We start from the raw sequence: 25,506 nt of genomic DNA on the forward strand, positions 1-25,506 counted from the left end.
ACTGTTCAGTTTTCAAGGAACTTGTTTTTTGTGTCGTGCCGTTTTTCAGCGGCGACTTTTATATCTTATTACATTTCAAAAACAATTACAAGCTTTTTTTAAAATTAATTTGAAGAGAAATGCAATCGGATACAAAAACCATTTTTTGAAATCGACAAGAAATAATATATCATGCTTTCTTTATATAGGCAAGACTTTCTGTATGTTTTCTACACCTTAATTTTTCATAAAAATAATATAAAGCAGAAACGCCCAGAATATACAACCCGTGCGTTTCTGCTACTCTATCCTTTTTATTCCATGAACGATTCTTTTATGTGTAAATATCTGTATACTGCTACGGCTGTTTCCGCCTTTGTTACTTGGCGCGCCGGCTCAAACTCATTTTTGCTGTTTGGCGTCATAACTTGCAAACGGGTCACCAATGCTGCCTCCCCTTTCTTTTTAATAATTGCCTCATCCTGGAACTTTGTTTCGAATATACCTTCCTTGGCAGCCAACTTATCATATCCTAATCCCCGCACGATAAGTTCTGCTAAAAATTCACGAGTAGCTGGTTCATTCGGACGCAATTGTTTCACATTTCGCGGCAGCAAACGGTTCTGGAGTGCCCATTCAGCCGCCTGCTTAATTTCATTATTATCGTCTACATCTGTAAAAAACGATTCTTGCCCCGGTCCATAATACTCATACGGCTGTCGTGCCACAGTATAGAATATCTTAATCGCTTCTCCACGCGTCAGCTTTTGATCTGGATTAAGCTGTCCGCCTTTTACTTCCAGCAAATTAGCATCTACCATGGCCTGTAATTCCTTTTGTAACGGATGACCCGCAATATCGCTTACCGGCTGACCTGAATTATTCACTGGCAAGTTGCCGTACGTTTTCCATTCACCCGTTCTCGCATCCAGATAGCTTGTACCATAATCGTATGGCCGTCCATTCGCTTTAACAGCCAACACATACACAGGTTTGGCTTTACGTCCTTTCCCTGTTTCCCCTGGCCCATAAGGCGGGATTAGATTATAACGTAACTCCGCCTCCATGAGCGCCATTGCCTTCTTCTTTGCTTCTTCTGGTTTGATTACGTTAGCAATGGCGGGCAAAGCTTGACTGGACCATGTCATATTGTAATCGGTGATTTCTCCAGTGTCTGCATCTACATTAACTGTTGCTCCTTCACCTACTACGCGAGTTTCATTTTCTTTTCTAATAAATGCCACATTATAATTTAGTATTTTTTCTGTGTCCCCATTATAATAATTCGGTGTAGCCTCCACCGCATAAAGCTTATTCAAACGTTCAGGCAACACTTTTCTTATGAATGCTTCCGCTGTTTTTTCGGCCTGCTGTCCGCTAATATTCATCTTTATCTTATCCGGGTTCTCCATTTTTTCGTTATAAGACATGCCATACTGGCTATAGTTCACCAATTCTCCAGTTTGAGCATCCAGGGAAGCACGCACCTGTTTTCTTTCCCCTTCCGTCTCAACCGCATATACTTCCCACACCTTGCGCTTAACAGGATAGTTCTCCTCGCGATACCCCTTTTGTTCTATTCGCATGGAGTTTTTTAAAATACCAAATTCTTTGATTTTTGCTATCGCATGCGCTTCATCCATATTCACATTAGGGGGAGGTGTCGTTTTTGCGGTAGAAAGAGGCCGATTGATGTCAACAGATATATTTACCTCTTTGCCATCTATACCCGAGATTTGTTTTCCAGTTTTTGCGTCAATAAGAAATCCGGGTACTACGTTGTATAAATCGCTTGACGTTTTAAGTTTTGGCGCGTATGCTAATTCGATTTTCCCACCAGGCTGTGACGTATTTGACAAATATGCCAATTCCATCTCCAGTTCACGCTCTACCTGATGAAAAATTTCCTCTTTATTTTTTACGTTCGAAATGCTGTCAAACTGTACTTCGTCCCAGCTAAAATCCACACTACGAATTTTCCCATTCCTGTCATACGAAATACGAAGCCCTTGGTCTGTTACAGGGATTCCATTCTGAAGCCGGATAAAATATAGGGAATTATCCATATACGATGCGCTGCCACGTTTGAAGCTTTCAAGCGACTCTTCGCTAAATTTCAACTGTGACGCATATTTTGCATAATGTTTATTTATTAAAGCGTTGGCTTGGTTCACCAGGCTGGTCGTATCCAGCTTCCCTGGCAACAGGTTGCTTCGTTCAGATTCACGCGACCAATGGTTTACATTTAGAATTGTCCCGTCCTTCGCATCTATCGAAATGCTTAGTTGTCCATAGTCGTCTCCCGATTGCTGCATGCCCCATGTGAGTCTCCACAATGTACGCCCTATATATTTATTATCTTCCATCTCTACCTGATTGTTCGTGTATCCTGCCGGAATCGGCATAAATTCCTGAGCGATCCGAAGCGCTTCTTCACGGTCAATTTTCGTCGTTTTTACTGCTTGAACAGAAGCTTGCGGTGTCGCTTTCGCTTCATCGGCAAATACATTGTAAGGCAGGATTCCCCCTGCTGCAATTGCCGCAGCCAGCATAGATCCTGCCCACTTCTTTTTCGTTTGTTTACGCATTCCTTTTCCCCCTTTAACATGCCTAACTTTCACTAACATTGACGAACAAAACGGCAAAATAGTTCCATATTTTTCTTTCTAAAACAAAAAAAAATTGCCTCTGTACATATATAGAGGCAAGGGACAAGTTTAGACCCGTTTTTTCTTTAGTAGCAATACCATTATCCAGCTCATGAAAGAAATCATCAGCCACCAGAAAAATAGCATGAAAAACTCAGGAAGACTATACGAGCGCTCCATTTTTGGGACAACCATTTGTTTGTTCGAAGCGTCTGCTGTAATACGCTGTTCTTTATTAAGTACTGATGGATATTGCCGTGTAAAGCCGGAAGAAGTCTCAACGGCGAGACCATTTCTTGGGACAACCCGAACTTTAAAGCTGTCATCCTTTGGAATAGCAGCATATACATTCTCTTTCGCATAGTAATCGCCCATCTCTCCAGAAATTTTCGTTCCGGCCTTCAGTACAGGCACCGTTTTAAAATTTGAGAGATTTCTGCTCCCCTTCCGCCAGAAATATACGGGTTCCGTCTGTTTGCCGTGCATTGCGCGACACGGTGACCTGTTCATTCTCCCGATTAACCTCCAGCGCAATAATTCCAGTAACAATTTTAGTAATGCTGGCTGGAGCCATCTCTTCATCTGAATTCTTTTCATATAGCACATCTCCTGAACGGGAATCGATGAGAATCGCCGATTGACTGTTGACGGAAAGTTTCTCTGTTTCAATCGTAGCTTCGGCTAATGCTTGTCCCGTTGGAAAACAAAATTGCCACATAAAAAGGAATAGGAATACGCTTCTTGCTATATATAAATAAATTCGTTTCATCATTTCCATAAAAATAGTATAAATGTTAAGAAAAAAACATGAAAAGTGAAAAAAGTTATAAAAAATCATTATCCTACATGCTAACTATTTCTCCACGGCTAGGAAAAAGAGAAGCGTTATTGCTCAACGCTCCTCTTTTCACTCTAAGGAATTTAACCGCTTTAACCATTAAGAACAATTCCGCCGTTCACATGGAGCATCTGACCGCTAATATACGATGAATCATCGCTTGCCAGAAACACATAGCTTGGAGCCAATTCTTCGGGCTGCCCCGGACGCTTCATGGGCGTATCTTTACCGAATTGTTCTACTTGATCCGGTGCAAATGTAGATGGGATAAGCGGCGTCCAGACAGGTCCTGGCGCCACACCATTCACCCGAATCCCTTTTTCAATCAACGACATGGACAAGGAGCGGGTGAACGATACAATCGCCCCTTTAGTTGAAGAGTAATCGATAAGCAACGGATGCCCTTTATAAGCTGTAATGGAAGCCGTATTAATAATTGCGCTTCCCGGCTTCAAATGTGTAAGCGCAGCCCTGGTCATATAGAACATGGAAAAAATATTCGTCTGGAATGTACGATGAAGCTGCTCGGATGTGATATCCTCGAAGTTTTTTTGCACATGCTGTTCTCCAGCATTGTTAACAAGAATATCAAGGCGAGCGAATTCATTGATGACCTTCTGAACTGAATCCTGGCAAAACGTTTCGTCTCCGATATCGCCCGCAATTGTCAAGCAACGACGTCCTTCTTGTTCGATCTGGCGTTTAGTTTCCTGAGCGTCGCTATGTGCTTCCAGATACATAATGCAAACGTCTGCACCTTCTTTGGCGTAAGCAATGGCAACCGCACGTCCAATGCCGCTGTCCCCGCCTGTAATAATCGCAACTTTCCCTTTCAGCTTGCCACTCGCCTTATATCCGTAATTCTCGGCATTAGGTCGCGGAGTCATTTGCGATTCGATGTCCGGCTGAAGATATCCATGCTGTGGGGCCATTGAAGTCAGTTTGTCTTTACCGTTTTTTTGCGCCATGATCAGCCACCCTTCCTGGATTTTTTTAAATAACCACACTATATGTTGTTCCCTCTCATCCGTTATCTGAATCAAAAAAGCGAAGCCATATGGCTTCGCTTTTCCTTATAAACACCACGCCTATTTTAGCATGGCGGCGTAGACCTGCTCATCCAACGCTTTTGCTTTTTCCAAGTCGTATGTTTTTTCGAAGGTAGGCTCTTGAACGATTTTGGCACCCCAGAACATGCTCTCATGGATGGCAGAAATATCAACCTCGATGTTCGCCAACGGCATAGCTACCCCTTCTAGCTTCTCTGTAAGAATGGTACCTTTGCCCACAATAGAATATACCGTCTCAAGTCCGATAACACATAAAGTGACGCCAGGATTATCTTTTACATTTGCCACGATCCTGGATGAAGCACTTACAGAGAAACGGATTTTACTCTCAGAGGGTGCTTTTACCCATGAGATGGCATTAACCGTCGGAATTTTCGTCTCTGCATCTACTGTGCTAAGCAAAACCAGTGTTTCCGCGTTCAACAATTCTTGTTGTTCCCCTGTTAATGTTGTAGGTATTTCTGTTTTTTTTGCCATAGTATCTACTCCTTTTATCTCGCATTGCATTTCTGTCGGACTATCTTCTCCTTCAAAAACAATATTTCCTGCTTGAAAAACATAAATAGCTACGATCAAAATCCACAGTATACTCCATTCAATGTCCGATTAAGTATTAAACATAAGAAAACCTCGCACTTTATTCAAGCGCGAGGTGAATTTTTATATCGTTGGCAAAGTCCCCACTTTTGCCCCCGGTTTTCGCAGCCAGATATGTAGGACCGACTACCATTTCTTTGTCCATAGCCTTACACATATCATATACTGTTAATCCGGTCACGGTCGCGGCAGTAAGAGCTTCCATCTCTACTCCGGTTAGTCCTTTCGTTTTTACGGTCACTTCAATATATAACGTATCCTCGGCATTATCCGAGAATGCGATGTCTACACCGGTCAAGGCTAGCGGGTGGCACATTGGAATCATATCCGATGTTTTCTTCGCCGCCATAATACCTGCCACCTGGGCTACAGCTAGTACATCACCTTTTCCAATACGACCTTCTTTAATCCGTAGCAGCGTCTCTGGCTTCATAACGATTCGACTTTGGACAACGGCGGTTCGCTCTGTTACTTTTTTCTCTGTAATATCCACCATACGGGCACGTTGCTGTTCATTAAAATGAGTTAATGACTCGCTCATCGTTTTATCCCCCTATTTGTGACATACGGCGTGAGGTCGGTATATGGGATTGCTGCTCACTGGCCAATGCCTGCGCCATCTCATGGTTTTCCGGCTTTGCATCAATCGCACGCAGGAACATGTCCTGTATCGCTTTCTCGTCGCCAATACGTGGACGTACATTCCATTCATCTTCCCAATACAGACACGGCTTAATGTTACCGTCGGCAGTCAGACGCAGGCGGTTACAGTTACCACAGAAATGATCGCTCACCGGATGAATCAAGCCAAACGTACCCATCGCGCCCGGAATGCGATAATTGTCTGCCGGACCGTTCCCGTAGATATCTCCGGCCGGCTCATACGTATACCCCATCTGTTTTACCTTCTCAAATACTGTATCCAGTGAGAGATATTTCGCGCGCCATCCTTCGTCATTATGGCCGATCGGCATATATTCGATAAACCGAATTTGCAGCGGTTTGTCAAGCGACAACCGGATAAAATCTTCAATTTCATCGTCGTTTTGCCCTTGCATCAGCACCACATTCAACTTCACTGGCGCAAATCCGACCCGCAGTGCAGCATCCAAGCCATCCATCACCCGCTTCAGGCTGCCACCGCGCGTAATATAGGCAAACCGTTCCGATTTCAGGGAGTCTAAGCTAATGTTCACACGAGTCACGCCCGCTTCTTTGAGCGCCTCGGCTTTCTGCGCGAGAAAAATCGCATTCGTTGTTAGTGCAATATCTTCAATGCCCGGTATGTCAGACAGCATAGCAATCAACGTTTCAATCTCCTTGCGCACCAGCGGCTCACCCCCGGTAAGGCGCAGCTTGCGCACGCCCAGCTTGGCTACCGCCGCTACTACTTCGGCAATCTCTTCGTAACGAAGAATATTCTCGCTCGGCTCAAATTCCATTCCTTCCGCTGGCATGCAGTATACACAGCGCAGGTTGCAGCGGTCGGTCACCGAAATCCGTAAATAATCGTGGACGCGGCCAAATCTATCAATTAACTTATTCATGAAGCTCGCATCTCCTTCAACCATTTTTCCGAGTCACATTAGTATACTATAATATTGTTTGTATTGGAATTGTAGGCTTACCCCTTTAACCATGCTACAATGTTCCCAATATCATAAGCCACATACAAAAATATTAATAGGAGCATCTCATGATGGATACACGTTATTCAAGACAATTGTTATTTGCCCCGATAGGTGCAAGCGGACAGGAGAAACTCGATACGAGCCGGGTGGTCATCGTGGGCGCAGGTGCGCTCGGTGCAGTACTCGCCAACCACATGGTGCGAGCCGGTGTAGGACACGTCCGGATCATTGACCGCGATTTTGTTGAGCCAAGCAACCTGCAGCGTCAAATGCTATACGATGAAGAAGATGCAGCCAACCATCTGCCGAAGGTAATCGCGGCGGCAGAAAAGCTAAAACGAATAAATAGCAGCATAACGGTCGAGCCTATCATCGCTGACATAACGGCAGCAAATGCTGAGGAATTGCTGAAAGGTTTCGATGTAATTCTTGATGGTACTGATAACTTCGCCACTCGATTTTTAATTAATGATGTCGCAATAAAACACGGCATTCCATGGGTATATGGCGGAGCTGTTAGCGCAAAAGGGATGTTTACGGCCATTCGGCCGCATATCACGCCATGCTTACGTTGCTTTATTCCTGAACCGCCAACCGGTGGGGAAACGTGCGATACAGCTGGTGTTATTGGACCAATCATTCATATAGTCGCTTCTTATCAGGCTACGGAAGCACTCAAGTTATTGATCGGGGATGAAAAGAACGTAAATCCTAACCTTGAACATATGGAGATTTGGCGCAATATGCATACACGGATGAACATGAGTAATAAACGCAATCCAGAATGTCCGACCTGCAATAAAGGTATATTTCAATTCCTGGAATTTTCAGATAAAGAGGATACCGTAACCTCCTTGTGCGGACGCGACAGTGTGCAGATTAGCCCCGCTACAGAACAAAGACTAAATCTTGAGAAACTTGAGCAGCGCTTCATGCCATTAGGCGAAGTCGAACGAAACAAATTCCTGCTTCGTTTCCGTACCGGCGAGTATACATTAATCGTATTTCCGAATGGACGCGTCGTTATTCAGGGAACCGATGATACGACTGTCGCCCGTACTTTATACGCCAAGTACATCGGGTCTTAAAGCATCGTAGGAAAAATGTATAGGCATTGTCGCTCATCCTTTTTCTACGAAGAAACTAAACGGCCGCCTGGTTTCACCTCAGGCAGTGTATTTTCCAAGCACTACTTCACTTATGTATAAAAAAGCACATGCTTAGTAACAAGCATGTGCTTTTTTATACAAAAATGCCAGACAAGAAAAGGATAGATGCACATCGGCCACCCCATCTTCGTCCTCTTTATTGTCACTCGTACATGCGCAACACTTCAATTCCATGGTGCTGCATAAATAAACGCCATGACCACTGGCTGTTCTCTTCCTTACTTCGTTCAAAACTCGCTTCCAAGTTCGGTTTTATTTCATAAATGCGCTCCTTGTTAATCAGCGCATATGGCCCGATAATTCGATGGGTAAAACCTACCTTGACAAGACGAGCAAACAAATACTGACCAATCATGAATTCGCTGCGCACCTGCTCCCGATCACCGAGTGCCACATCAATCATATCCTCACCCCATAAATCGGCTAGACGATATCCTTCCTCCCATGCTTCGACTACACGATAAACGGACGGGTAAGCGGCCATCCAATGCGCAGCAAGATGCAGTTCCTGTTCAGACAAATCAGTATCCGGGTCCAACAAATACTTCTCGATAATCCGCTCGCCCTTAATATTCTGATATTCAAGCAGAAGCCAGATGCCATATTGCGCTTCCCAGAATGGCGTCAGTAATGCTTCAGAAGGGAGATTGACCTTGCTACGGAATATATGCTTAGCTCGTACCTTCTCCCGTAGATTCAGCGCATTGCACGCATACTCGCGAAGCTTCTCCATCAGATTCTCATGTATCTCATTAAAAACCTGCTGTTTCGCCTCTCGTTCAGTAAAGAAATCGACAAGAACCTCGGATTCATGTTCACTTTGCAAAACGATTCAACTCCTTACCTTGCGAGCATTTCCTTTCATTATACCATGAAAAGGGAGGATTCCAGTACTATTCTCGTCTTGAATCCCCTCCAAACAAATTGTCATATTCAGTGCGGGTCAAGAATACATCTCGCGGCTTGGAATTACCCGTCTGTCCAGAAATAAAGCCTTTCTCCTCCATCATATCAATCAGACGTGCCGCCCGGTTATATCCAATTTGGAAGTTCCGTTGCAGAAGTGATGCCGAGGCTTGACCATGCTCGACGCAAAAGAGAACTACTTCCGCAAATAACTCATCCGTATTCTCCGATGTCATTGCCTGGGTCAAATCTTCTTTCTCGAATAAATAGTTCGGTTCCGCCTGAGCCCGGACATATTCGGTAACTGTTTCAATTTCATCATCAGACACGTAAGGTCCCTGCAAACGAACCGGCTTGGAACTGCCGCTTGACAAATACAGCATATCCCCTCGACCGAGCAAACGCTCCGCTCCATTCATATCAAGAATTGTGCGTGAGTCGGTTTGTGACGATACGGAGAAAGCAACCCTCGTCGGAATGTTGGCTTTAATAAGACCGGTAATAACATCCACTGACGGACGCTGGGTCGCTACCAGTAGATGAATACCGCAAGCCCGTGCCTTTTGTGCAATTCGGCAAATAGCTTCTTCTACATCCTGCGGTGCTACCATCATTAAATCAGCCAATTCGTCAATAATGATGACAATACTCGGCATAAGATATGCTTTTTCATCCGGGAATGCACGACGCATCAAATCATTATATCTGGTTATATCACGCGCACCCGCCTCGGCAAATTTCTCATATCGGCTGTCCATTTCTTGTACTGCCCATTTGAGAGCGGCAGTCGCCTGCTTCGGATCGGTTACAACCGGTGCCACAAGATGCGGCAAACGATTGTATGGTGCAAGCTCTACCATCTTTGGATCAACGAGCAGCAAACGTACTTGATCAGGCGTTGCTTTATATAGCAAACTCAAAATAATTGAGTTGATACACACGCTTTTTCCCGATCCTGTTGCTCCGGCAATAAGGCCATGAGGCATTTTTGCTAGGTCAGCCACAATAGGCTCACCGCCAATATCCATACCAAGCGCCACGGTAAGCGGTGAAGATGCCTCTTTAAATACATTCGATTCCAGAATCGAACGCAGGAACACAGGTGTACTCTGCTCGTTTGGCACTTCGATACCGACCGCAGAACGGCCCGGAATCGGCGCTTCAATCCGAATATCACGCGCGGCAAGACTTAACTTAATATCATCGACAAGATTGGTGATTTTATTTACTTTTACGCCTGGGGCTGGTTGTATTTCATAACGCGTTACCGTCGGACCACGCACGGCACCAATAACTTCCGCATTTACGTTAAAGTTATGAAGCGTGCTTGCCAATACCTGCTGCTGTTGATCAACATATTCCGCGTCTTCTGTCTGTACGCTTGGCGGAGTAGTCAACAAAGAAAACCCCGGCTTTTTATACATTCCCCCCACCTGCACAGCAGATGTAGGCACAGTCGTAGACGGGCCATTCCATTTCGGAGGCTTTTCACGTTCTATACGGGCTTCATACGCCTCCGTATGTTCTTCTATACCTGGACGAGAAAATGGAGGAACCGTTCTTTGTTCTTGACGAAAGTCGACTGCTAAAGGGACAGGCGTACTCTCCCGCTGAATCGGATGCACAGATTCCTCCTGCCCCATCTCATTAGAAGATGCAGGCGTCGGCTCTTCCTCTACGATCACGGCCTCTTTTTCATTTGCCTCCTGCCACTCAACCAATTCTTCGTCAGGCATGAAACGTTCTGTTGTTAAAGATGGAGAGACAATAAAAGAAGCTTCTTTCTCTTGATCTTCTGTCTCGTTCTCCTCTTTCTCGAAAACGATCTCTTCCTTCATGGAAATAGAATATTCAGGTATCATATGAATCTCTTCCAAAACAGACGGTTGTTGCTCACTGTTAGAAACCATTACATCTTCTTTCTCACGTATATCCTTATATGCAGGATCCTCAGCCTTTTTAAGTAACATTGGATGTACCAGCGTATTCAATATTTGTTCGCCCTTTTCTTCTTCCTCGCGCTGCTCTGGACGTTTACGACCATATATCGGCGAAATTACTTCCGTAGGACGGAACGGTTTTTTTCCTTCCGCAGGGCGAACTGTTCTTGAGGTAGACCGTTGTTCAGAGACATGCTGGACCTTTGGCTGGGGCCGGTCTTCAACCTTACGCGTCCGCTGTCTCTCCCCTTCTCTTTCCTGTATAGAATCAACGGTCGGCAGCTCATCCGGAATCAAAGGAAATTGAAACCCGTTGTTATCCCGCTTTACTCTCTGTTTCCTCGGTGCTGAAGAAGCGTGGGATGTCTCCTGGTGCAACACCCGTTCATTCCTCCTGCGCTCAGAGGCTTTACGTCGCTCGATCGCCTGCTCGACTGCCTGTTTCGGATAAATATTGGTTGTACGTATCGTCAAATGCTTATTGGCTACCGGAATCGGAGCGACCTGCGGCTCGAATTCCTCGTACTCTTCCTCGTATGTCTCATCGTATACATTTGTATACTTTTCTTTTTTCTTCTTTACATCTCTATCTACCAACAGCCATTTTTTGAATCGTTCCACCCATTCTTTCAAAGCGTCTCTTCCTTTCCTTCTCCGCTTCTTTCGCTTCTTCTCTAACAAAACGCCGAACCGCTTGTTTATTATACTGGAAGCGGCTTATCATCCTTATCGCTTCTTGTATTGTAGCACGATTTCTTATTTTTTCTAGGGCGGAAGAGCAAGCAAAAGAAGCCTCGCTATTTTCAATATTCGAATGATAATGTATAAGGGTAGTTTATATATTTATCCATGATTTTCGGTATCGAAGGCCAGATGATACACAGTGGTTCCTTGCCGAACTTACTCAAATCGTATTATATTGGAATACGAGAGAAGAGTGCGAGTCATGGCTGTACCGGATACTCAAAAATCAATCATAAGACAGAAAGGGGAGAATCCGATGAGAAAAAGTTTTGCTTATCTGCTGCTTTTTCTGCTGTGCTTCAGTGTACTTGCAGGGTGCACAGAATATGGAACCAAGGCGGTTGAGTCAATTACCGACAATGAATTCAAAGCCACGTATGAGTCGTACAACAAAACAGTAACAAAAAAAATTCCGTCCATTCCAGACAGCATCCTAGCTATCCAAGTTCAAGAACTTCAGTTTAAAGAAGGCAAGGTTATTATTACTGTAACTGATCCGAAGGGTAAACAAGCTTTCGAACAAGCTTTTGAGCCAGGTACATATCAGGACGGCTATGCTATCCACCTGGATCAGAAAGGCGAATATGAAATGAAATTCACCTTTGAGCATGTTAAAGCCGGAAAACACCTCATCACCTGGGAAACTGACTAATATAAGAAAAACTCGCGGGCGCCTTCGCCCATCCTTTGTCTACAAGGAAACCAATCGGCCACTTTGTGTTATATTTCGCGCGTTTTTCAAGTGGTATGATCGGAAGAAAGTAGATGTTGCTTTCCTTTGCAGCGACATCTACTTTCTTATCCATCAAGCAAAAGACGCTATCGCGAATGCGGTAGCGTCTGTTTTATTGTGTTCAAGTGGCGGAGAAGGAGGGATTCGAACCCTCGCACGGTTTAACCCGTCTACTCCCTTAGCAGGGGAGCCCCTTACAGCCTCTTGGGTACTTCTCCTTCTATGTATCCGCTGTCAGGACGGTGATATTTAGAAATTTATCATACTTCAATGAGCTTCGCAAGCTTTTTTTCTGACAAGCCTAAAACCTGCTCTTACAGTATCTTTTCCACATTATCCAGCAAAATGACGCTTATACATGCTTTACATGACGTTCCATCCCCCCTATGATTAAAGGAAACCGTCACTTGTCGCTTAAAAAAATAGGTGAGGTGTTAATATGAATAAAGATTTTATTAAAATTAAAGATACGGAAGGAACACTGTTACTTTCACATACAAAAGGCAAACTAAGCTGCAATGTCACAACAAAAGAGATTATTCTTCAACGCCCGCACTGCACGTACCAAATTTTGTTCGAGAACATTATCAGCATGGTACCACATACCCTAAAAACACGGCACATCACATTTCCAACTCCTGGAAATGCACATGAGAGAGTAAGCACAAGCTTTGCTTCGTCTTACTATAAAATACGTACAGGGCGTGTTCGTATCCATAGCCGCTCAGGCATTCACGAAAAGGGCGAAACAGACTTCATTGTGCCATTAAGCGAACTTTTTCTCCACTACTTCGCACGTTACAGCCAATTGACCGTAGTGCAATAAGCAACACTAAGAACCATGCCGAACAATATACAACGGCATGGTTTTTCAATTTTATACTTTGCAACAAAGAAACTCGTTGTAATTTCAAAAATATCCTTCGCATACGTATGACTATACCCGTATCCCGCCTACCTCTGGCTTGATGAATTGATATCCTCTCGTTATTCGAAGTAAGAAATAAGAAATTTGGAGGGGAAAAACTTGGGAAAAAGTACGAAAGTAAGACCTCATCTTCTTACAAGAAGCATATGCCCCGAAAATCAAGAAACACCTATTCATTTTCTTGCCAACGACATTACGCCAACCTCTTATTTTTATCGCCGCAATCATTTTTCTTATCCGAATTTGACAACACATTTCTTTTGCTTTCCGATCGAAGGAAGCGTATACGTTCCAAGGATTTTTACTTATCAGGAGTTACTTGCACTACCTTCCAAAACGATAAAAATCGTATTAGAATGTGCAGGGAACAAACGGGCATTGTTTCATCCAAACACATACGGCGAACAATGGAAAGAAGGTGCAATAGGTCAAGCCTATTGGAAAGGAGTGTCATTAACAACTCTATTGCAATATACAGGTGTTCATCACTCGGCCAGAGAAGTCGTTGTAGAAGGGTATGACACCGGGCCAAGAACAGATATGGAAGGGACCTTCCGCTATGTTAGAAGCCTTCCTCTACACAAAGCTCTCCACCCTGATACCATAATCGCCTACGAACTAAACGGTCGACCTATTCCGTATAAACACGGCTATCCCTTGCGGCTACTCGTTCCTCAGTGGTACGCGATGGCGTCAGTAAAATGGATAAAGAAGATTACTGTCATTGATGATACTTTTCAAGGACCTTTTCAAACAACAGACTATGTGTATTATCCGCATAAAAATAATGATGTCGGAAAGCACCCTGTAACCACTATGAATAGCAACTCAACCATTCAGCAACCGCTGCATTTATCTACCCTAAGTCAGGGGGCTCACCTTATCAAAGGCATAGCCTGGACGGGAGAAGGCACAACTACCGCTGTGGATATCAGTATAGATAACGGACACACATGGCTTCCGGCTTCCCTACAGCAGAATTCGGCAGAACCATACTCATGGGTGCGCTGGTCTTTTCGATGGCATGCGGAAAAAAAGGGAGAATATACTCTATTATCAAGAGCTACAGATTCATTAGGCCGGGTGCAGCCTCCCATAGCCGTTTGGAACCGGAAAGGATATGGATACAATGCGCTTTGTATGACTAAAGTCAAAATTGAATAACCATCCTGCGCTTACTACAAAGCAAAAACACCGGGCAAATTCATACCATGTGAAAAGTGCTCAGGCTTTCAACCTCTATTTTATTCCACTACAGTGGGCAAATCAGGGTTCGGCAAAGGATGGGAAGGCTTAACAGCGACAATTTCCGCCGCTTTTGCCAGTTGGCACAATACGTTTGTCAGAGACTGCTCATTCATAAATTCCACCTTGATAAATACCCGTCCGGCATCCGTTGTTACATAACGGGGTGGCAACGCGTTCATCATGAGTGCATACACGTCGCCTTTGCACTGTTCGCATTTACATAAAAGATCCAGATGGTCCCAATGCTCATTCAAAACCTCCCACGCAATTTCCTCCAAAACATTCACCATCTTCATTTTGCTCCCCCCTCTTTACTGCTCCACTATTAAAAAGAGTTACTTGTTACCTATATAATATATCATTCTTTTGCATTATTTATTTTCTGCTTTCCTACTTATTCCCTGCAAGAAAAGCATATCCTTCAATAAAATGTTAAAAACCCCGTAACTTGATTTAATCACGGGGTTCTTTTGTTAGTTTCACTTTATGCTTTTTTGCCTTTAGCGTTCGCAGTCACGAACAAAATGGCTGCGACAAGCAGGAAAGCAATCAATGAAACGAGTGGGCCAAAGTACGGATTCTCCGGCATAGTGACTCCCATTGACACTACAATGGCAATAAGAATCCCCATAAGTGCCTCACCGGCAATAAAACCCGAGGACAATAAGATACCACGTTCCAACTTCTGCTTCCTCACTGCCTCATTCTTTTCACGGCGTTCAACAATGCCACGAATGATACCGCCGAGCATAATCGGTGTACTCAGGTGAATCGGCAAATATAGACCGACGGCAAACGGCAGCGAACCGATTCCCATCAATTCTACGAGAGCTGCTGTAGCCATACCGATAAATACAAGCGTCCACGGCAAATTGCCATTCATAATTCCCTCTACAACCATCATCATTAGCGTCGCCTGTGGTGCGGGCAGATTCTTCGAACCGAATCCGTACGCCTGATCAAGCAGCGTTAACACCAAACCAATTGTTAAACTTGTAATGAACACACCGTACATTAAAGCGTACTGCTGGTACTTTGGCGTCGCTCCCACAAGAAATGCTGTTTTCAAATCCTGCGATGTATCCCCTGCCATTGCCGCAGCGATACAAATAACTGCACCGATTGTAATGGCTGCTACCATTCCTGTTTGGCCGCTGAAATTCATCAGCTTTAAAATAACAGTAATCAGAATAAGGGCCGCAATCGTCATTCCGGACACAGGATTGGAAGAGCTTCCAACAATTCCTACAATACGAGACGAAACCGTCACAAAAAGAAAACCAAACAGTATGACAAGCAGAGCACCTGGAATACCAATATTAATGCTTGGGAAAAACGCGAGCACAGAAATCAAAATCACAATAAGGGCAATAATATAAGGCATCGGCATATCCTGTTCTGTGCGGATAACACCTGACTGATTGCTGCCACTCCCACGTGTAATGCTAAATCCTTTCATTGCAATTGCAAAAGAAGAAGCGATAGTCGGGAGTGCCTTGCCCAGGCTGACAATCCCACCGAAAGCAACTGCACCGGCTCCGATATAGCGAAGGTAATCGCTCCAGATATCCCAGAAGCCGAGTTCACTAATTGGAGTTGTTGCCGGAAAAATCGGAGTTGACGCAAACGAGCCAAAGTAGCTGATTAGTGGAATTAATCCCAGCCAGCCAAGCACTGCACCGGCTAACATATAGCCAGCAATGCGTGGACCAATAATGAATCCTACGCCGAGCAGCGCTGGAAGTGTATCCATGCCGACCGCCGCGTTCTTGAAGCCGCGAATACCGGTCTCAATTTCAGATGGAAATGCCTTGATGCCGTCCGCAATAAATTTAAACAATGCGCCGAGGCCAAGTCCGCTGAAAACAAGTTTGGCGAGTCCGCCGCCTTTCTCTCCAGCGATGAGAACTTCCGCACAAGCTGTGCCTTCCGGATACGGAAGAACCCCATGCTCTTTAACTATTAATGCTTTGCGCAACGGAATCATCATAATAATACCAAGAATCCCGCCGCCTAACGCGATGAATGCTATTGTCGTCAAGCTCGGCTGGAGCTTCCAGATAAATAGCGCTGGCACGGTGAAAATAACCCCCGCAGCAAGAGATTCCCCTACTGATGTAATCGTCTGTACTGTATTATTTTCTAAAATCGAGCTACGGCGCAATACCCCGCGCAGAATCGCCATCGAAATAACAGCTGCCGGGATGGAAGCGCTAACCGTCATACCAACAATTAACCCCAAATATGCGTTTGCAGCTCCGAATAGAACCGCGAGAATACCACCTAAAATAATCGCTGTCCAAGTCATTTCTGGCCGATGTTCATGTGGCGGAATATACGGGACAAAATCGCTCGTACTCTGTCCTTGTCCGGAATCCGGTTTATCTTTCATATTATCCTACCTCTTTCTGAAAAATTAGACGATGATGTCCAACATTATTTTTACCCATTCCTACTATAAACTAATAAAGAAAAAAACGTTATGGATAAATTTATATTTGTAAAAACATAAATTTTGAAAAATATACATTCTGTCCAAATAGTGATACAATGATAAAAATTTAAATTATGAAAACAAGACAAGTGGAGGGGTTATTGTGGCAGAGTTACGAAGCAATATGATCAAAAAGGGGTTTGACCGGGCGCCGCACCGGAGCTTACTCCGTGCTGCAGGCGTTAAAGATGAAGATTTCGATAAACCGTTTATCGCGGTTTGCAACTCTTATATCGATATTGTTCCTGGCCATGTGCACCTACAGGAATTCGGAAAGCTGGTAAAGGAAGCTATTCGTGAAGCAGGAGGGGTACCGTTCGAATTTAATACGATCGGGGTAGATGATGGGATCGCAATGGGACATATTGGTATGCGCTACTCCTTGCCAAGCCGTGAAATCATTGCCGATTCCGTAGAAACAGTCGTAGCTGCGCACTGGTTTGACGGGATGGTGTGCATTCCAAATTGCGATAAAATTACACCAGGAATGATGATGGCCGCAATGCGTCTGAACATTCCAACTATCTTCGTTAGTGGCGGACCAATGGCAGCAGGTAAAACAAGCGACGGACGTAAAATTTCCCTGTCTTCCGTATTCGAAGGTGTCGGCGCGCATCAGGCCGGAAAGATCGACGATAACCAGCTCCGGGAGCTTGAACAGTATGGCTGTCCAACTTGCGGTTCCTGTTCCGGTATGTTCACTGCCAATTCCATGAACTGTCTGGCAGAAGCGCTGGGCCTTGCACTCCCCGGCAACGGCACGATTCTAGCTACAGACCCTGCACGTAAAGAATTGGCTAAAAATGCTGCAAAACAATTAATGGAACTTATTAAAATCGATTTAAAGCCGCGTGATATCGTTACAGAAAAAGCAATCGACAATGCTTTTGCGCTTGATATGGCGCTCGGTGGTTCCACTAATACAGTGCTGCATACATTGGCGTTAGCCAACGAGGCAGAGATAGACTATCCAATTCAGCGCATTAACGAAGTTGCTGCACGTGTTCCGCATCTGTCCAAGCTGGCTCCGGCATCCGACTGGCATATTGAAGACCTGCATGCAGCGGGCGGCGTCTCTGCGGTACTGAATGAATTATCTAAAAAAGAAGGCGCATTGCATCTTGATGTCAAGACGGTAACTGGTAAAACACTTGGTGAAAATATTGCTGGACACGATATTAAAGACAAAAATGTTATTTATCCGATCGACAAACCATACTCCGTAACCGGTGGTCTGGCTGTACTATTCGGTAATCTAGCTCCGGATGGCGCGATTATTAAGACAGGGGGCGTTCAGGGCGGCATTACACGTCATGAAGGACCAGCCATCGTCTTCGACTCTCAGGACGAGGCACTTGAAGGAATTGCCAGTGGTAAGGTAAAGGAAGGCCATGTTGTCATCATTCGTTATGAAGGTCCAAAAGGGGGTCCGGGCATGCCTGAAATGCTGGCTCCAACCTCACAAATTGTTGGCATGGGATTAGGTCCAAAAGTAGCGCTAGTAACGGATGGCCGCTTCTCAGGCGCATCACGTGGCTTGTCCATCGGTCATGCTTCTCCAGAAGCCGCAGAAGGCGGACCGCTTGCATTCGTACAGGATGGCGATCATATTGTAATTGATATTGAAGCCCGTCGCATGGATGCACAAGTATCGGAAGAAGAATGGGCACAGCGTAAAGCGAACTGGAAAGGCTTTGAACCAAAAGTTAAAACAGGCTATCTTGCCCGTTATTCCAAATTGGTAACTTCAGCCAGCACAGGCGGTATTATGAAAATTTAACTTTCTGCCGATACTATAGATACATAGCTTGCCAAGTCTGGCACTATGTATCTTTTTTATTTCCTTACTAGAGGGGATAAAGAATGAGATATATAATTCGAATCCTTAGCATCCTTATGGTATTTTTTTATTTTCAGCTTTTCCCGCAACAAAAGGTAGAAGCGCCTCCCGGCCAGCAGGAGCCTTTCTATGAAGTGATTGGTGTGCCTGTAAACCATACACAAGAACAATGGCGTGAACAACTACGCCGCTATATTAAATGGAGGGCTTACCCGGAAGGCAAGGAGCCTATTATCATCGGTGTACCACAGGTTCCTTATATTCCCACTTATATCCCACTCCCTTTCTATCAACCAGACTCTCTTTCCTTCATTGCTTACAGAAACGGAGACATCACGTTTTTCGATCCGAACTGTGCATGCGACGATAATGTAGAAGTAAACCGTATCAAGAACCAAATCGCCTTGCAACGTGCCGGTATGGAAAAACTACTTATTGTACGCAGTGCTTTATATCACTACTATTTAGAGCACAAAAAACTGCCGGAAACGCTGGATGGACTAACAGGCCCCTATCCATCCAACTACCTGTCGCAAATTCCTTTTTCCGTACCAATACATGGCGGAACATCCCTTGCCCTGGAAAACACGGGAATAATCTATCAACCGAAACGCTTGCAGTCAGCGCAAGTGTGGAAATCGATGAGCGAGGTGCTCCGTATCGGTGGTATGGCGGAACCGAGCATGGCAATCGAACCGCTTGAGATTACCGTTTATGAATCGTCATTCCTCATGCTCGTAACAAGCGGAGCATACCCGGTACGCTCGTATGAGGTTGGCCTTGGGGCGGAGCAACGCACACCGACAGGGATTTATTCTATCAAGCGAAAAATTAACCAACCCATTTCTCAGAGCGGCGTATACGGAACACGCGGCCTTGTTCTTAGCATTACAGACTATGCCATCCATGGCACGAACATGCCAAGCTCTATCGGCAGGGCCGTATCCAAAGGGTGTATCAGACTGCACAATAATCAGGTGGAAGAATTGTTCAGCATGGTGTCACCAGGCACAAAAGTCACCATTACGAATGATGCACCTCCTAATTATCGTCATCCAAATGCTCCACCGTTCTATCTAAAGGCGCGCAAGGACGAGGAAACTCCAGGCATAGTGTATCATTGGAAGCACTAAATAACGGAAACAAATCCAGGAGAAAGCAAAGAGGGCCGATACAGCTCGTTTCTTCCTAAAGAAGATAAGCGAACAAGTATCAGCCCTTTTATTTTCTATATGTTTAATCGTTTGATTTCGGATTATTTGCATATTCCATGTCGATGCGCATAAATCGCTGCCTGTGTACGATCCTCCACACCAAGCTTGCTTAAAATATTGCTAACATGCGTCTTCACTGTTTTAATGCCTATGTAAAGTTCCTCGGCAATTTCCTGATTTGACTTTCCTTCACCAAGCAGGCGCAACACTTCAAGTTCCCGGTTGGTACATTGCTCATGCAGCGGCGCTTCATCAGCGTTTCGCTGGCGAAAACGCGACATAATTTTGCCGGCCACCTGCGCTTCCAACACCGGCTGTCCGCGGTGTGCCTGACGAATCGCCTGAGCAATCTCCGGAGCACGCGCCGTTTTCAATAAATAGCTAAACGCTCCTGCTTCAATTACTGGATATACTTTCTCATCATCGATAAAGCTAGTCAAGACGATGACCTTGCCTTCCGGGTGAAGCAGCTTCATCCGCCGAGTTGTTTCAATTCCGTCCATCCCGTCCATTACCAGGTCCATCAAAATGATGTCAGGTTTCGTCTGTTCGGCGATTTTTAGCCCTTCTGCCCCACTGCCTGCTTCGCCAACGATCTCAATATCTTCTTCCGTTGACAAAAAAGCTACCAGTCCCATTCGGACCATTTCATGATCATCAATTAACAACACTTTAATGGCTTCACTCATGCTATCTCCTCCGCTTCTCATCCTATCCGACAAACGGAACGGTTACTTCTATCATCGTGCCCCGACCTGGGGCCGAGGATACAACCAACACGCCGCCAATCTCTGCAACACGTTCTTCCATCAACTTCATACCATAGGACGATGACTTCTTCTCTTCTCCCTCGGCGAAACCGACGCCATCATCCGTTATTCTAAGCCTCATTTGATTGTGCATTTGTACCAGTTTCACTTCTACCTTTGTCGCCCGGGCATGACGAAGTGCATTGGATATGGCTTCCTGAAGAATACGGAATAGATGGTCTTCCATTCCTTTTGAAAGAGCCGGAACCTCATCAATTTGCCAGGAGAAAGCAAGAGAATGCTTTGCTTCCAATTCGATAAGCAGGCCCTCGATTCCTTCCCTAAGCGACTTTCCTTCCAATTGTGTAGGTCTAAGATGCAAGAGCAGCGCGCGCATCTCAGATTGAGCGGCAGCGGCCATCTCTTCTACCAGTTCTACCTGTCGGCTTGCTTTCTCCGGATTTTGGCTTAACGTCCGTTTTACTGCAGCCATCGTCATGGAGATAGCAAACAATTGCTGACTCACCGCATCGTGCAACTCTCGTGCCAGACGCTGACGTTCTTCTGTTACCGCCGACTGCTTCACCTGCTCTGTAAGCTCAGCATTGTGAGCGGAAAGCCGTTGCAGGGAGATAACCTGCTGTTGAAAGCGAATGGTCATTTCATTTAATCTCTCACCCAACATGCCAATTTCGTCCTCTCCTAAATACGGAACACGAGTCGACAAGTTTCCCCTTTCAATCATCATGGCGGATTGAAGCAGTATTTCCACTCTTTTTTTCATCAAATTTCCATAAATATATCCGACACTTACACCGATTAAACCGGCGACAAGACACAGAAATAAAAGCATGAGGAAAGCGAACAATAGCCCGGGAAATACAGGGAGGCTCCAGTCCATCTTAGCGAGCACCCACTGTCGTAGTGTCGGTACGGCCGTCATCTCATACCAGATAAAGAAAAAGACAACACTCCCTACACTCGCAGCACCTACGCTGCCCCAAAGGGACTGTCGCATAAATTGCCATTGAATGTTGGCCAGCTTACGCTCTGACACTGTACTCCTCCCCTATAGCTGAATGACGTCAATATCACCGATGAGCAAACTCACAACAAGCCTTACCCGTTTGCCTGAATCATGATAACCCGAAGTTGAAAGTGTCATGCTGCGGTTGATTCCTCCCTGTTTGTTTCCAAACACGTCAATATCACCGAAATTAACGTTTGCTGTCAGCGAAATATCCAAGTCATATGGTACGTAAATATCTACATCCCCGATCCAGCCGTTAATAATAATAATTGTTTCACCATCTCGAATATAGGCGCGCGACAAATCGATTTTTACGTCGCCAATACCGTGCCATACATTCATATCTTGCAATTCCCAGCGACTTCCAGTCAAAAATAAATTTCCGATAAGCGAGTGCTTATGCTGCGGGGAATGGAGTGAATACATTCTCCTGAACGCTTCGTCGTATTCTTTCGCATCCTCCGAGCGATGCTCCGGCTTGGTGGAAGAAGAAGGAGGTTTTTCCCTTACTGGCTTTGACGGTACTTCAACCTCAATTTCTTTATTTTTTCTTTTAATTAAACGGTAACCAAAATAAATGAACAGAAGAGAAAGCGTAAAACCGATGACACGTCCCGGATCGATGCCCAGCCAATATGCCAGAAAACTGGTTACGCCGATAAACATCAAAAATCCGCCGCCAATCCGCCTGCCTCGCTGCAACGATTTAAGTCCAAGATATAGAAAAAGAAACGGAAAGAGGCCCGCGGGGTTAAAATCTCTAAACCCCAGCATGTCAAATAAAATGCCGACGCCGGCAAAAATAATCGCAATTCCAAACAAATATGAGAACAGTCGCGATCCTCCCGCCATTTCCCCACCTCCCAAGCATAATACATACACCACTTTCATAAAGCAAAACCCCCATCAGTGAAGGTTTTCTTCATTCCTTGCTGATGGTCGGTTACGCTTATCGGGGTCTTAAGGACAATTCTCTCCCACACAGCACACATGAAGTAGGATTTTACTGCCCGTCAAACCGGGATAAAATATGAAAGATAAAAATAGCCATAGCCGAAACTCCGGACTATGGCCGACATGCACGGTCTGATTCTTCTTTTCTTATCTTAGCCCGCTTCCCTTTCAAGTAAAACTGGCTATAGATTGGTTTTATCTCCGTCTTGAGGCGGAGACATTCCTCTTCACAACAAAAAAGTTTAAGCGTTTCCTAATCGAAACGCTTAAACTTTTATCCGTTTCTCTCCTTATTTTACTTCCATACTCCTGTCATCGCAAGCCGTTTGACAGCTCTTACGCGATGCACACCCAGCACATTGCCCCTGCTTACTTTTTTTCACGAAGCGGAATAGCGACCAGCCGGCATATCCAAAAATTCCAGCACCGATAATAATATTAGCCAACATATAAACATCCCCTTTATTCCGGTCCAACGGGCAGCAGTCCCCCCGCTGATAGAAGTTTTACTTTATTGAAATCCGAGCAGTTTACCCCCCTGATAGATAATCACTGAAATCAAATAGGCAATTGCAAGAGCATAGCCGATAGAAAACCACATCCAGCGTGGGGAACCGGATTCTTTACGAATAACTCCCACCGTGGCAATACACGGTACATAAAGCAGGATAAACGCCATAAAGCTGTATGCCTGAAGCGCCGTAAAATGTCCGGCAAGCAGTCCTTGCAGCGTCGTTGTATCCGGTGCGGCATAAATAATGTTCATGGACGCCACCACGACCTCTTTCGCCAAAAAACCTGTCAACAGTGCAGCTCCTGCTTCCCACGTTCCGAAACCAAGCGGGATGAGCAACGGAGCCAGTACACCGCCAATCATTGCTAGGAAGCTCTCTTGCATATCTACGCCAAGCCCACCGGGTCCCGCATAACTCAAAAACCAAATGACAACGGAGCCGCCAAAAATAAGCGTTCCCGCTTTACGAACAAAGCCCTTTCCTTTCTCCCACGTACTGCGGAGCAGTGTACGTCCCTGCGGAAAACGATAGGGAGGCAGTTCTATCAAGAACATGGACCCTTCTTGTTTCAGAATCGTACCGGAAAACAGCTTGGCCAACAGAAGTGCCACTACGACGCCAAGTACATACATCGATAAGACGACAAGCGCCTCGTTTTTCACAAAGAAAATACCTACAAACAAGCTGTACACCGGAAGACGGGCTGAGCAGGACATAAGTGGCGTTAGCAGAATCGTCAGGAGCCTCTCTTTTGGCTGTTCGATTGTCCGTGCTGCCATAACGCCCGGCACATTACAACCAAAACCGATAATCATCGGAATGAAGGCTTTTCCATTCAAGCCAATTGCCTGCATCAACCGATCCATTACCATAGCCACACGGGCCATATAACCGGAGTCTTCAATAAATGAAATCAGAAAAAACAAGATAAAGATCTGTGGAATGAATACAAGCACGCCACCAACTCCGGTTACAATACCATCAAGCACAGCCGCCCTAATAAACGCAGAAGCGCCAACAGCATACAGCGCATTCGACAAAGTATCTCTCACAGGTCCTGTAATAAATCCATCCAGCCAATCGGACAGTGGTGTTCCCAGCCAATCAAACGTTAGCTTAAACGTAAAAAACATCAGAAGCAAAAATATTGGTATTCCAAACCAGCTATGGGTCGTAATCCGATCAATACGTTCCGATAATGTGTAATCTATATGTTTAGTACGCGTAATTACCTGTTCACAAATGCCTAAGATGAATCGACTGCGCACATGCCGAATGTGATGCGGTAACGAAGAAGCTCCTGCTTCCTGGCATACAGCTCTCTCCGTTTCCTGAGCAAGCGCCGTCAATCGCTCATAATCAACATGCTTTTCCAAACGTTTACATACAACCGTATTTCCTTCAAAAAATTGCAGGGCCATCCAGCGTTTCGGCAACTCGAAAGACTCTGGCAGAAGAGAGCCCAGTTCATGGATCGCTTTTTCCAGTGTCGCTCCATAATCAATATGTAGTGGCTCTGATTTTACATCCGATCCTTTGGCAAGAAATGCTTCCAATTCATCGCAGCCCTTCCCGCTCCTGGCAACAATCGGCAACACGGGAATTCCAAGCAACGAGGCCAGCTGCTGTTCATCAACGATATAGCCCCGTCCCCTGGCTACATCCGTCATGTTCAATCCCATAATAATCGGTTTGCCATATTCGAGAAGCTGTACAGTCAAATACAGATTACGCTCTAATTGTGAGGCATCAACAATATTTAAAATGGAGGAGAATTCTTCAGAAAGCAGAAACTGTGTTGCCACACCTTCATCTTGTGAAAGTGGATTAAGTGAATAAATTCCGGGCAAATCAATTAATTGTCCCCGTTTGCTTTTTAGTACGCCTACTTTTTTTTCAACCGTAACACCTGTCCAGTTTCCTACGTATTCGTAAGAACCTGTAAGAATGTTAAACAAAGAAGTTTTTCCGGTATTCGGATTCCCGGCTAATGCTATATTCATCATACAGCCTCCACCCGGATAGCACTTGCTTCCCGGCGGCGGATGCCAATCCATTGTCCGCCTGCCTCAAGCGTCATCGGTCCACCGAATGGCAGAATGCGTTTTATACAAACTACGGTTCCTTCCATAATCCCCAGGTCAAGCAGGCGGCGGCGTACATTTTCCGCCATATTTGTCGTACCGGTAATTTTCACTTTCTCTCCCGGTTTGATATCGGTTAAACACATATCCTTTCCCCCGATCCAAGCATCTCTCTATCTTTTTCTTTTGCCGTTT

Annotated in this window: 23 protein-coding genes, 1 tRNA gene and 1 pseudogene; 6 read left to right on the forward strand and 19 right to left on the reverse strand. The window is 45.1% G+C overall.

Annotated features, from left to right (window positions below; translation table 11 throughout):
- Positions 1-293: 293 nt before the first annotated feature.
- The 7 genes from HMPREF0083_RS16220 to moaA form a co-directional block, all read right to left on the reverse strand.
- Complete coding sequence (locus tag HMPREF0083_RS16220) at positions 294-2,567, reverse strand: YcdB/YcdC domain-containing protein (RefSeq protein ID WP_040303143.1); 2,274 nt, start codon at positions 2,565-2,567, stop codon at positions 294-296.
- Between the two features lie 129 nt (positions 2,568-2,696).
- On the reverse strand, positions 2,697-3,002 hold the full coding sequence (locus tag HMPREF0083_RS16225) for a hypothetical protein (protein WP_148315992.1): 306 nt from the start codon (positions 3,000-3,002) through the stop codon (positions 2,697-2,699).
- Between the two features lie 43 nt (positions 3,003-3,045).
- A complete protein-coding gene (locus HMPREF0083_RS16230; RefSeq protein WP_245191352.1) occupies positions 3,046-3,399 on the reverse strand; it encodes a D-alanyl-D-alanine carboxypeptidase in 354 nt (117 codons plus the stop codon).
- 158 nt (positions 3,400-3,557) lie between these two features.
- Positions 3,558-4,433, reverse strand: a complete 876-nt coding sequence (locus tag HMPREF0083_RS16235; protein ID WP_051354689.1) for an SDR family oxidoreductase — start codon at positions 4,431-4,433, stop codon at positions 3,558-3,560.
- Positions 4,434-4,553: 120 nt separating this feature from the next.
- Positions 4,554-5,012, reverse strand: a complete 459-nt coding sequence (locus tag HMPREF0083_RS16240) for a pyridoxamine 5'-phosphate oxidase family protein (protein WP_040303172.1) — start codon at positions 5,010-5,012, stop codon at positions 4,554-4,556.
- Between the two features lie 160 nt (positions 5,013-5,172).
- Entirely contained in the window at positions 5,173-5,673 is a 501-nt protein-coding gene (moaC, locus tag HMPREF0083_RS16245; RefSeq protein WP_021622671.1) for a cyclic pyranopterin monophosphate synthase MoaC, read from the reverse strand.
- A gap of 4 nt (positions 5,674-5,677) precedes the next feature.
- Entirely contained in the window at positions 5,678-6,679 is a 1,002-nt protein-coding gene (gene moaA / locus HMPREF0083_RS16250) for a GTP 3',8-cyclase MoaA (protein WP_040303148.1), read from the reverse strand.
- A gap of 152 nt (positions 6,680-6,831) precedes the next feature.
- Here moaA and HMPREF0083_RS16255 point away from each other — a divergent pair, with 152 nt between their 5' ends.
- Complete coding sequence (locus HMPREF0083_RS16255; protein WP_040303150.1) at positions 6,832-7,851, forward strand: ThiF family adenylyltransferase; 1,020 nt, start codon at positions 6,832-6,834, stop codon at positions 7,849-7,851.
- Between the two features lie 223 nt (positions 7,852-8,074).
- On the opposite strand, the gene HMPREF0083_RS16260 is transcribed toward HMPREF0083_RS16255, so the two are convergent.
- The 3 genes and pseudogenes from HMPREF0083_RS16260 to HMPREF0083_RS28795 all read right to left on the reverse strand — a co-directional run bounded on the left by HMPREF0083_RS16260 (position 8,075) and on the right by HMPREF0083_RS28795 (position 11,502).
- Positions 8,075-8,758 carry a hypothetical protein gene (locus HMPREF0083_RS16260; RefSeq protein WP_021622674.1) on the reverse strand — a complete coding sequence of 228 codons (684 nt, stop codon included), beginning with the start codon at positions 8,756-8,758 and terminating at the stop codon, positions 8,075-8,077.
- 67 nt (positions 8,759-8,825) lie between these two features.
- Positions 8,826-10,283, reverse strand: a pseudogene (locus HMPREF0083_RS30170) (DNA translocase FtsK); the annotation flags it as partial.
- A gap of 1,081 nt (positions 10,284-11,364) precedes the next feature.
- A complete protein-coding gene (locus HMPREF0083_RS28795; protein WP_167331576.1) occupies positions 11,365-11,502 on the reverse strand; it encodes a hypothetical protein in 138 nt (45 codons plus the stop codon).
- A 276-nt stretch (positions 11,503-11,778) separates the two neighbouring features.
- On the opposite strand from HMPREF0083_RS28795, the gene HMPREF0083_RS16270 reads away from it, so the two are divergent.
- Positions 11,779-12,174: a hypothetical protein gene (locus HMPREF0083_RS16270; RefSeq protein ID WP_148315993.1), complete on the forward strand. Its 396-nt coding sequence runs from the start codon at positions 11,779-11,781 to the stop codon at positions 12,172-12,174.
- A 207-nt stretch (positions 12,175-12,381) separates the two neighbouring features.
- Here the strand turns inward: HMPREF0083_RS16270 and HMPREF0083_RS16275 are convergent.
- A tRNA-Ser gene (locus HMPREF0083_RS16275) sits at positions 12,382-12,473 on the reverse strand.
- A gap of 221 nt (positions 12,474-12,694) precedes the next feature.
- Here HMPREF0083_RS16275 and HMPREF0083_RS16280 point away from each other — a divergent pair.
- On the forward strand, positions 12,695-13,081 hold the full coding sequence (locus HMPREF0083_RS16280; RefSeq protein WP_021622678.1) for a hypothetical protein: 387 nt from the start codon (positions 12,695-12,697) through the stop codon (positions 13,079-13,081).
- A 201-nt stretch (positions 13,082-13,282) separates the two neighbouring features.
- A complete protein-coding gene (locus HMPREF0083_RS16285; RefSeq protein ID WP_040303153.1) occupies positions 13,283-14,347 on the forward strand; it encodes a sulfite oxidase in 1,065 nt (354 codons plus the stop codon).
- Positions 14,348-14,427: 80 nt separating this feature from the next.
- On the opposite strand, the gene HMPREF0083_RS16290 is transcribed toward HMPREF0083_RS16285, so the two are convergent.
- Positions 14,428-14,727, reverse strand: a complete 300-nt coding sequence (locus HMPREF0083_RS16290) for a late competence development ComFB family protein (protein ID WP_021622680.1) — start codon at positions 14,725-14,727, stop codon at positions 14,428-14,430.
- A 188-nt stretch (positions 14,728-14,915) separates the two neighbouring features.
- A complete protein-coding gene (locus HMPREF0083_RS16295) occupies positions 14,916-16,823 on the reverse strand; it encodes an OPT family oligopeptide transporter (RefSeq protein ID WP_021622681.1) in 1,908 nt (635 codons plus the stop codon).
- Positions 16,824-17,028: 205 nt separating this feature from the next.
- Between HMPREF0083_RS16295 and ilvD the strand changes: the two genes are divergently transcribed.
- Entirely contained in the window at positions 17,029-18,705 is a 1,677-nt protein-coding gene (gene ilvD, locus HMPREF0083_RS16300) for a dihydroxy-acid dehydratase (protein WP_040303156.1), read from the forward strand.
- A gap of 83 nt (positions 18,706-18,788) precedes the next feature.
- Positions 18,789-19,898 carry a L,D-transpeptidase gene (locus HMPREF0083_RS16305; protein WP_021622683.1) on the forward strand — a complete coding sequence of 370 codons (1,110 nt, stop codon included), beginning with the start codon at positions 18,789-18,791 and terminating at the stop codon, positions 19,896-19,898.
- Between the two features lie 122 nt (positions 19,899-20,020).
- Here the strand turns inward: HMPREF0083_RS16305 and HMPREF0083_RS16310 are convergent, their stop codons facing one another.
- The 6 genes from HMPREF0083_RS16310 to HMPREF0083_RS16335 all read right to left on the reverse strand — a co-directional run bounded on the left by HMPREF0083_RS16310 (position 20,021) and on the right by HMPREF0083_RS16335 (position 25,457).
- On the reverse strand, positions 20,021-20,668 hold the full coding sequence (locus HMPREF0083_RS16310; protein WP_040303157.1) for a response regulator: 648 nt from the start codon (positions 20,666-20,668) through the stop codon (positions 20,021-20,023).
- Positions 20,669-20,690: 22 nt separating this feature from the next.
- Complete coding sequence (locus HMPREF0083_RS16315; RefSeq protein WP_021622685.1) at positions 20,691-21,785, reverse strand: HAMP domain-containing sensor histidine kinase; 1,095 nt, start codon at positions 21,783-21,785, stop codon at positions 20,691-20,693.
- A gap of 12 nt (positions 21,786-21,797) precedes the next feature.
- The gene (gene liaF, locus HMPREF0083_RS16320) at positions 21,798-22,610 is read right to left on the reverse strand and encodes a cell wall-active antibiotics response protein LiaF (protein WP_040303184.1); all 813 of its coding nucleotides are present in this window, start codon (positions 22,608-22,610) and stop codon (positions 21,798-21,800) included.
- Between the two features lie 392 nt (positions 22,611-23,002).
- Positions 23,003-23,161, reverse strand: a complete 159-nt coding sequence (locus tag HMPREF0083_RS16325) for a FeoB-associated Cys-rich membrane protein (RefSeq protein WP_021622687.1) — start codon at positions 23,159-23,161, stop codon at positions 23,003-23,005.
- A gap of 62 nt (positions 23,162-23,223) precedes the next feature.
- The gene (gene feoB, locus HMPREF0083_RS16330) at positions 23,224-25,233 is read right to left on the reverse strand and encodes a ferrous iron transport protein B (protein WP_021622688.1); all 2,010 of its coding nucleotides are present in this window, start codon (positions 25,231-25,233) and stop codon (positions 23,224-23,226) included.
- Entirely contained in the window at positions 25,230-25,457 is a 228-nt protein-coding gene (locus tag HMPREF0083_RS16335; protein WP_021622689.1) for a FeoA family protein, read from the reverse strand. Before HMPREF0083_RS16335 ends, feoB begins: the two co-directional genes overlap by 4 nt.
- Between the last annotated feature and the right edge of the window lie 49 nt (positions 25,458-25,506).

It is taken from the genome of Aneurinibacillus aneurinilyticus ATCC 12856, from assembly GCF_000466385.1.
GTDB lineage: Bacteria > Bacillota > Bacilli > Aneurinibacillales > Aneurinibacillaceae > Aneurinibacillus > Aneurinibacillus aneurinilyticus.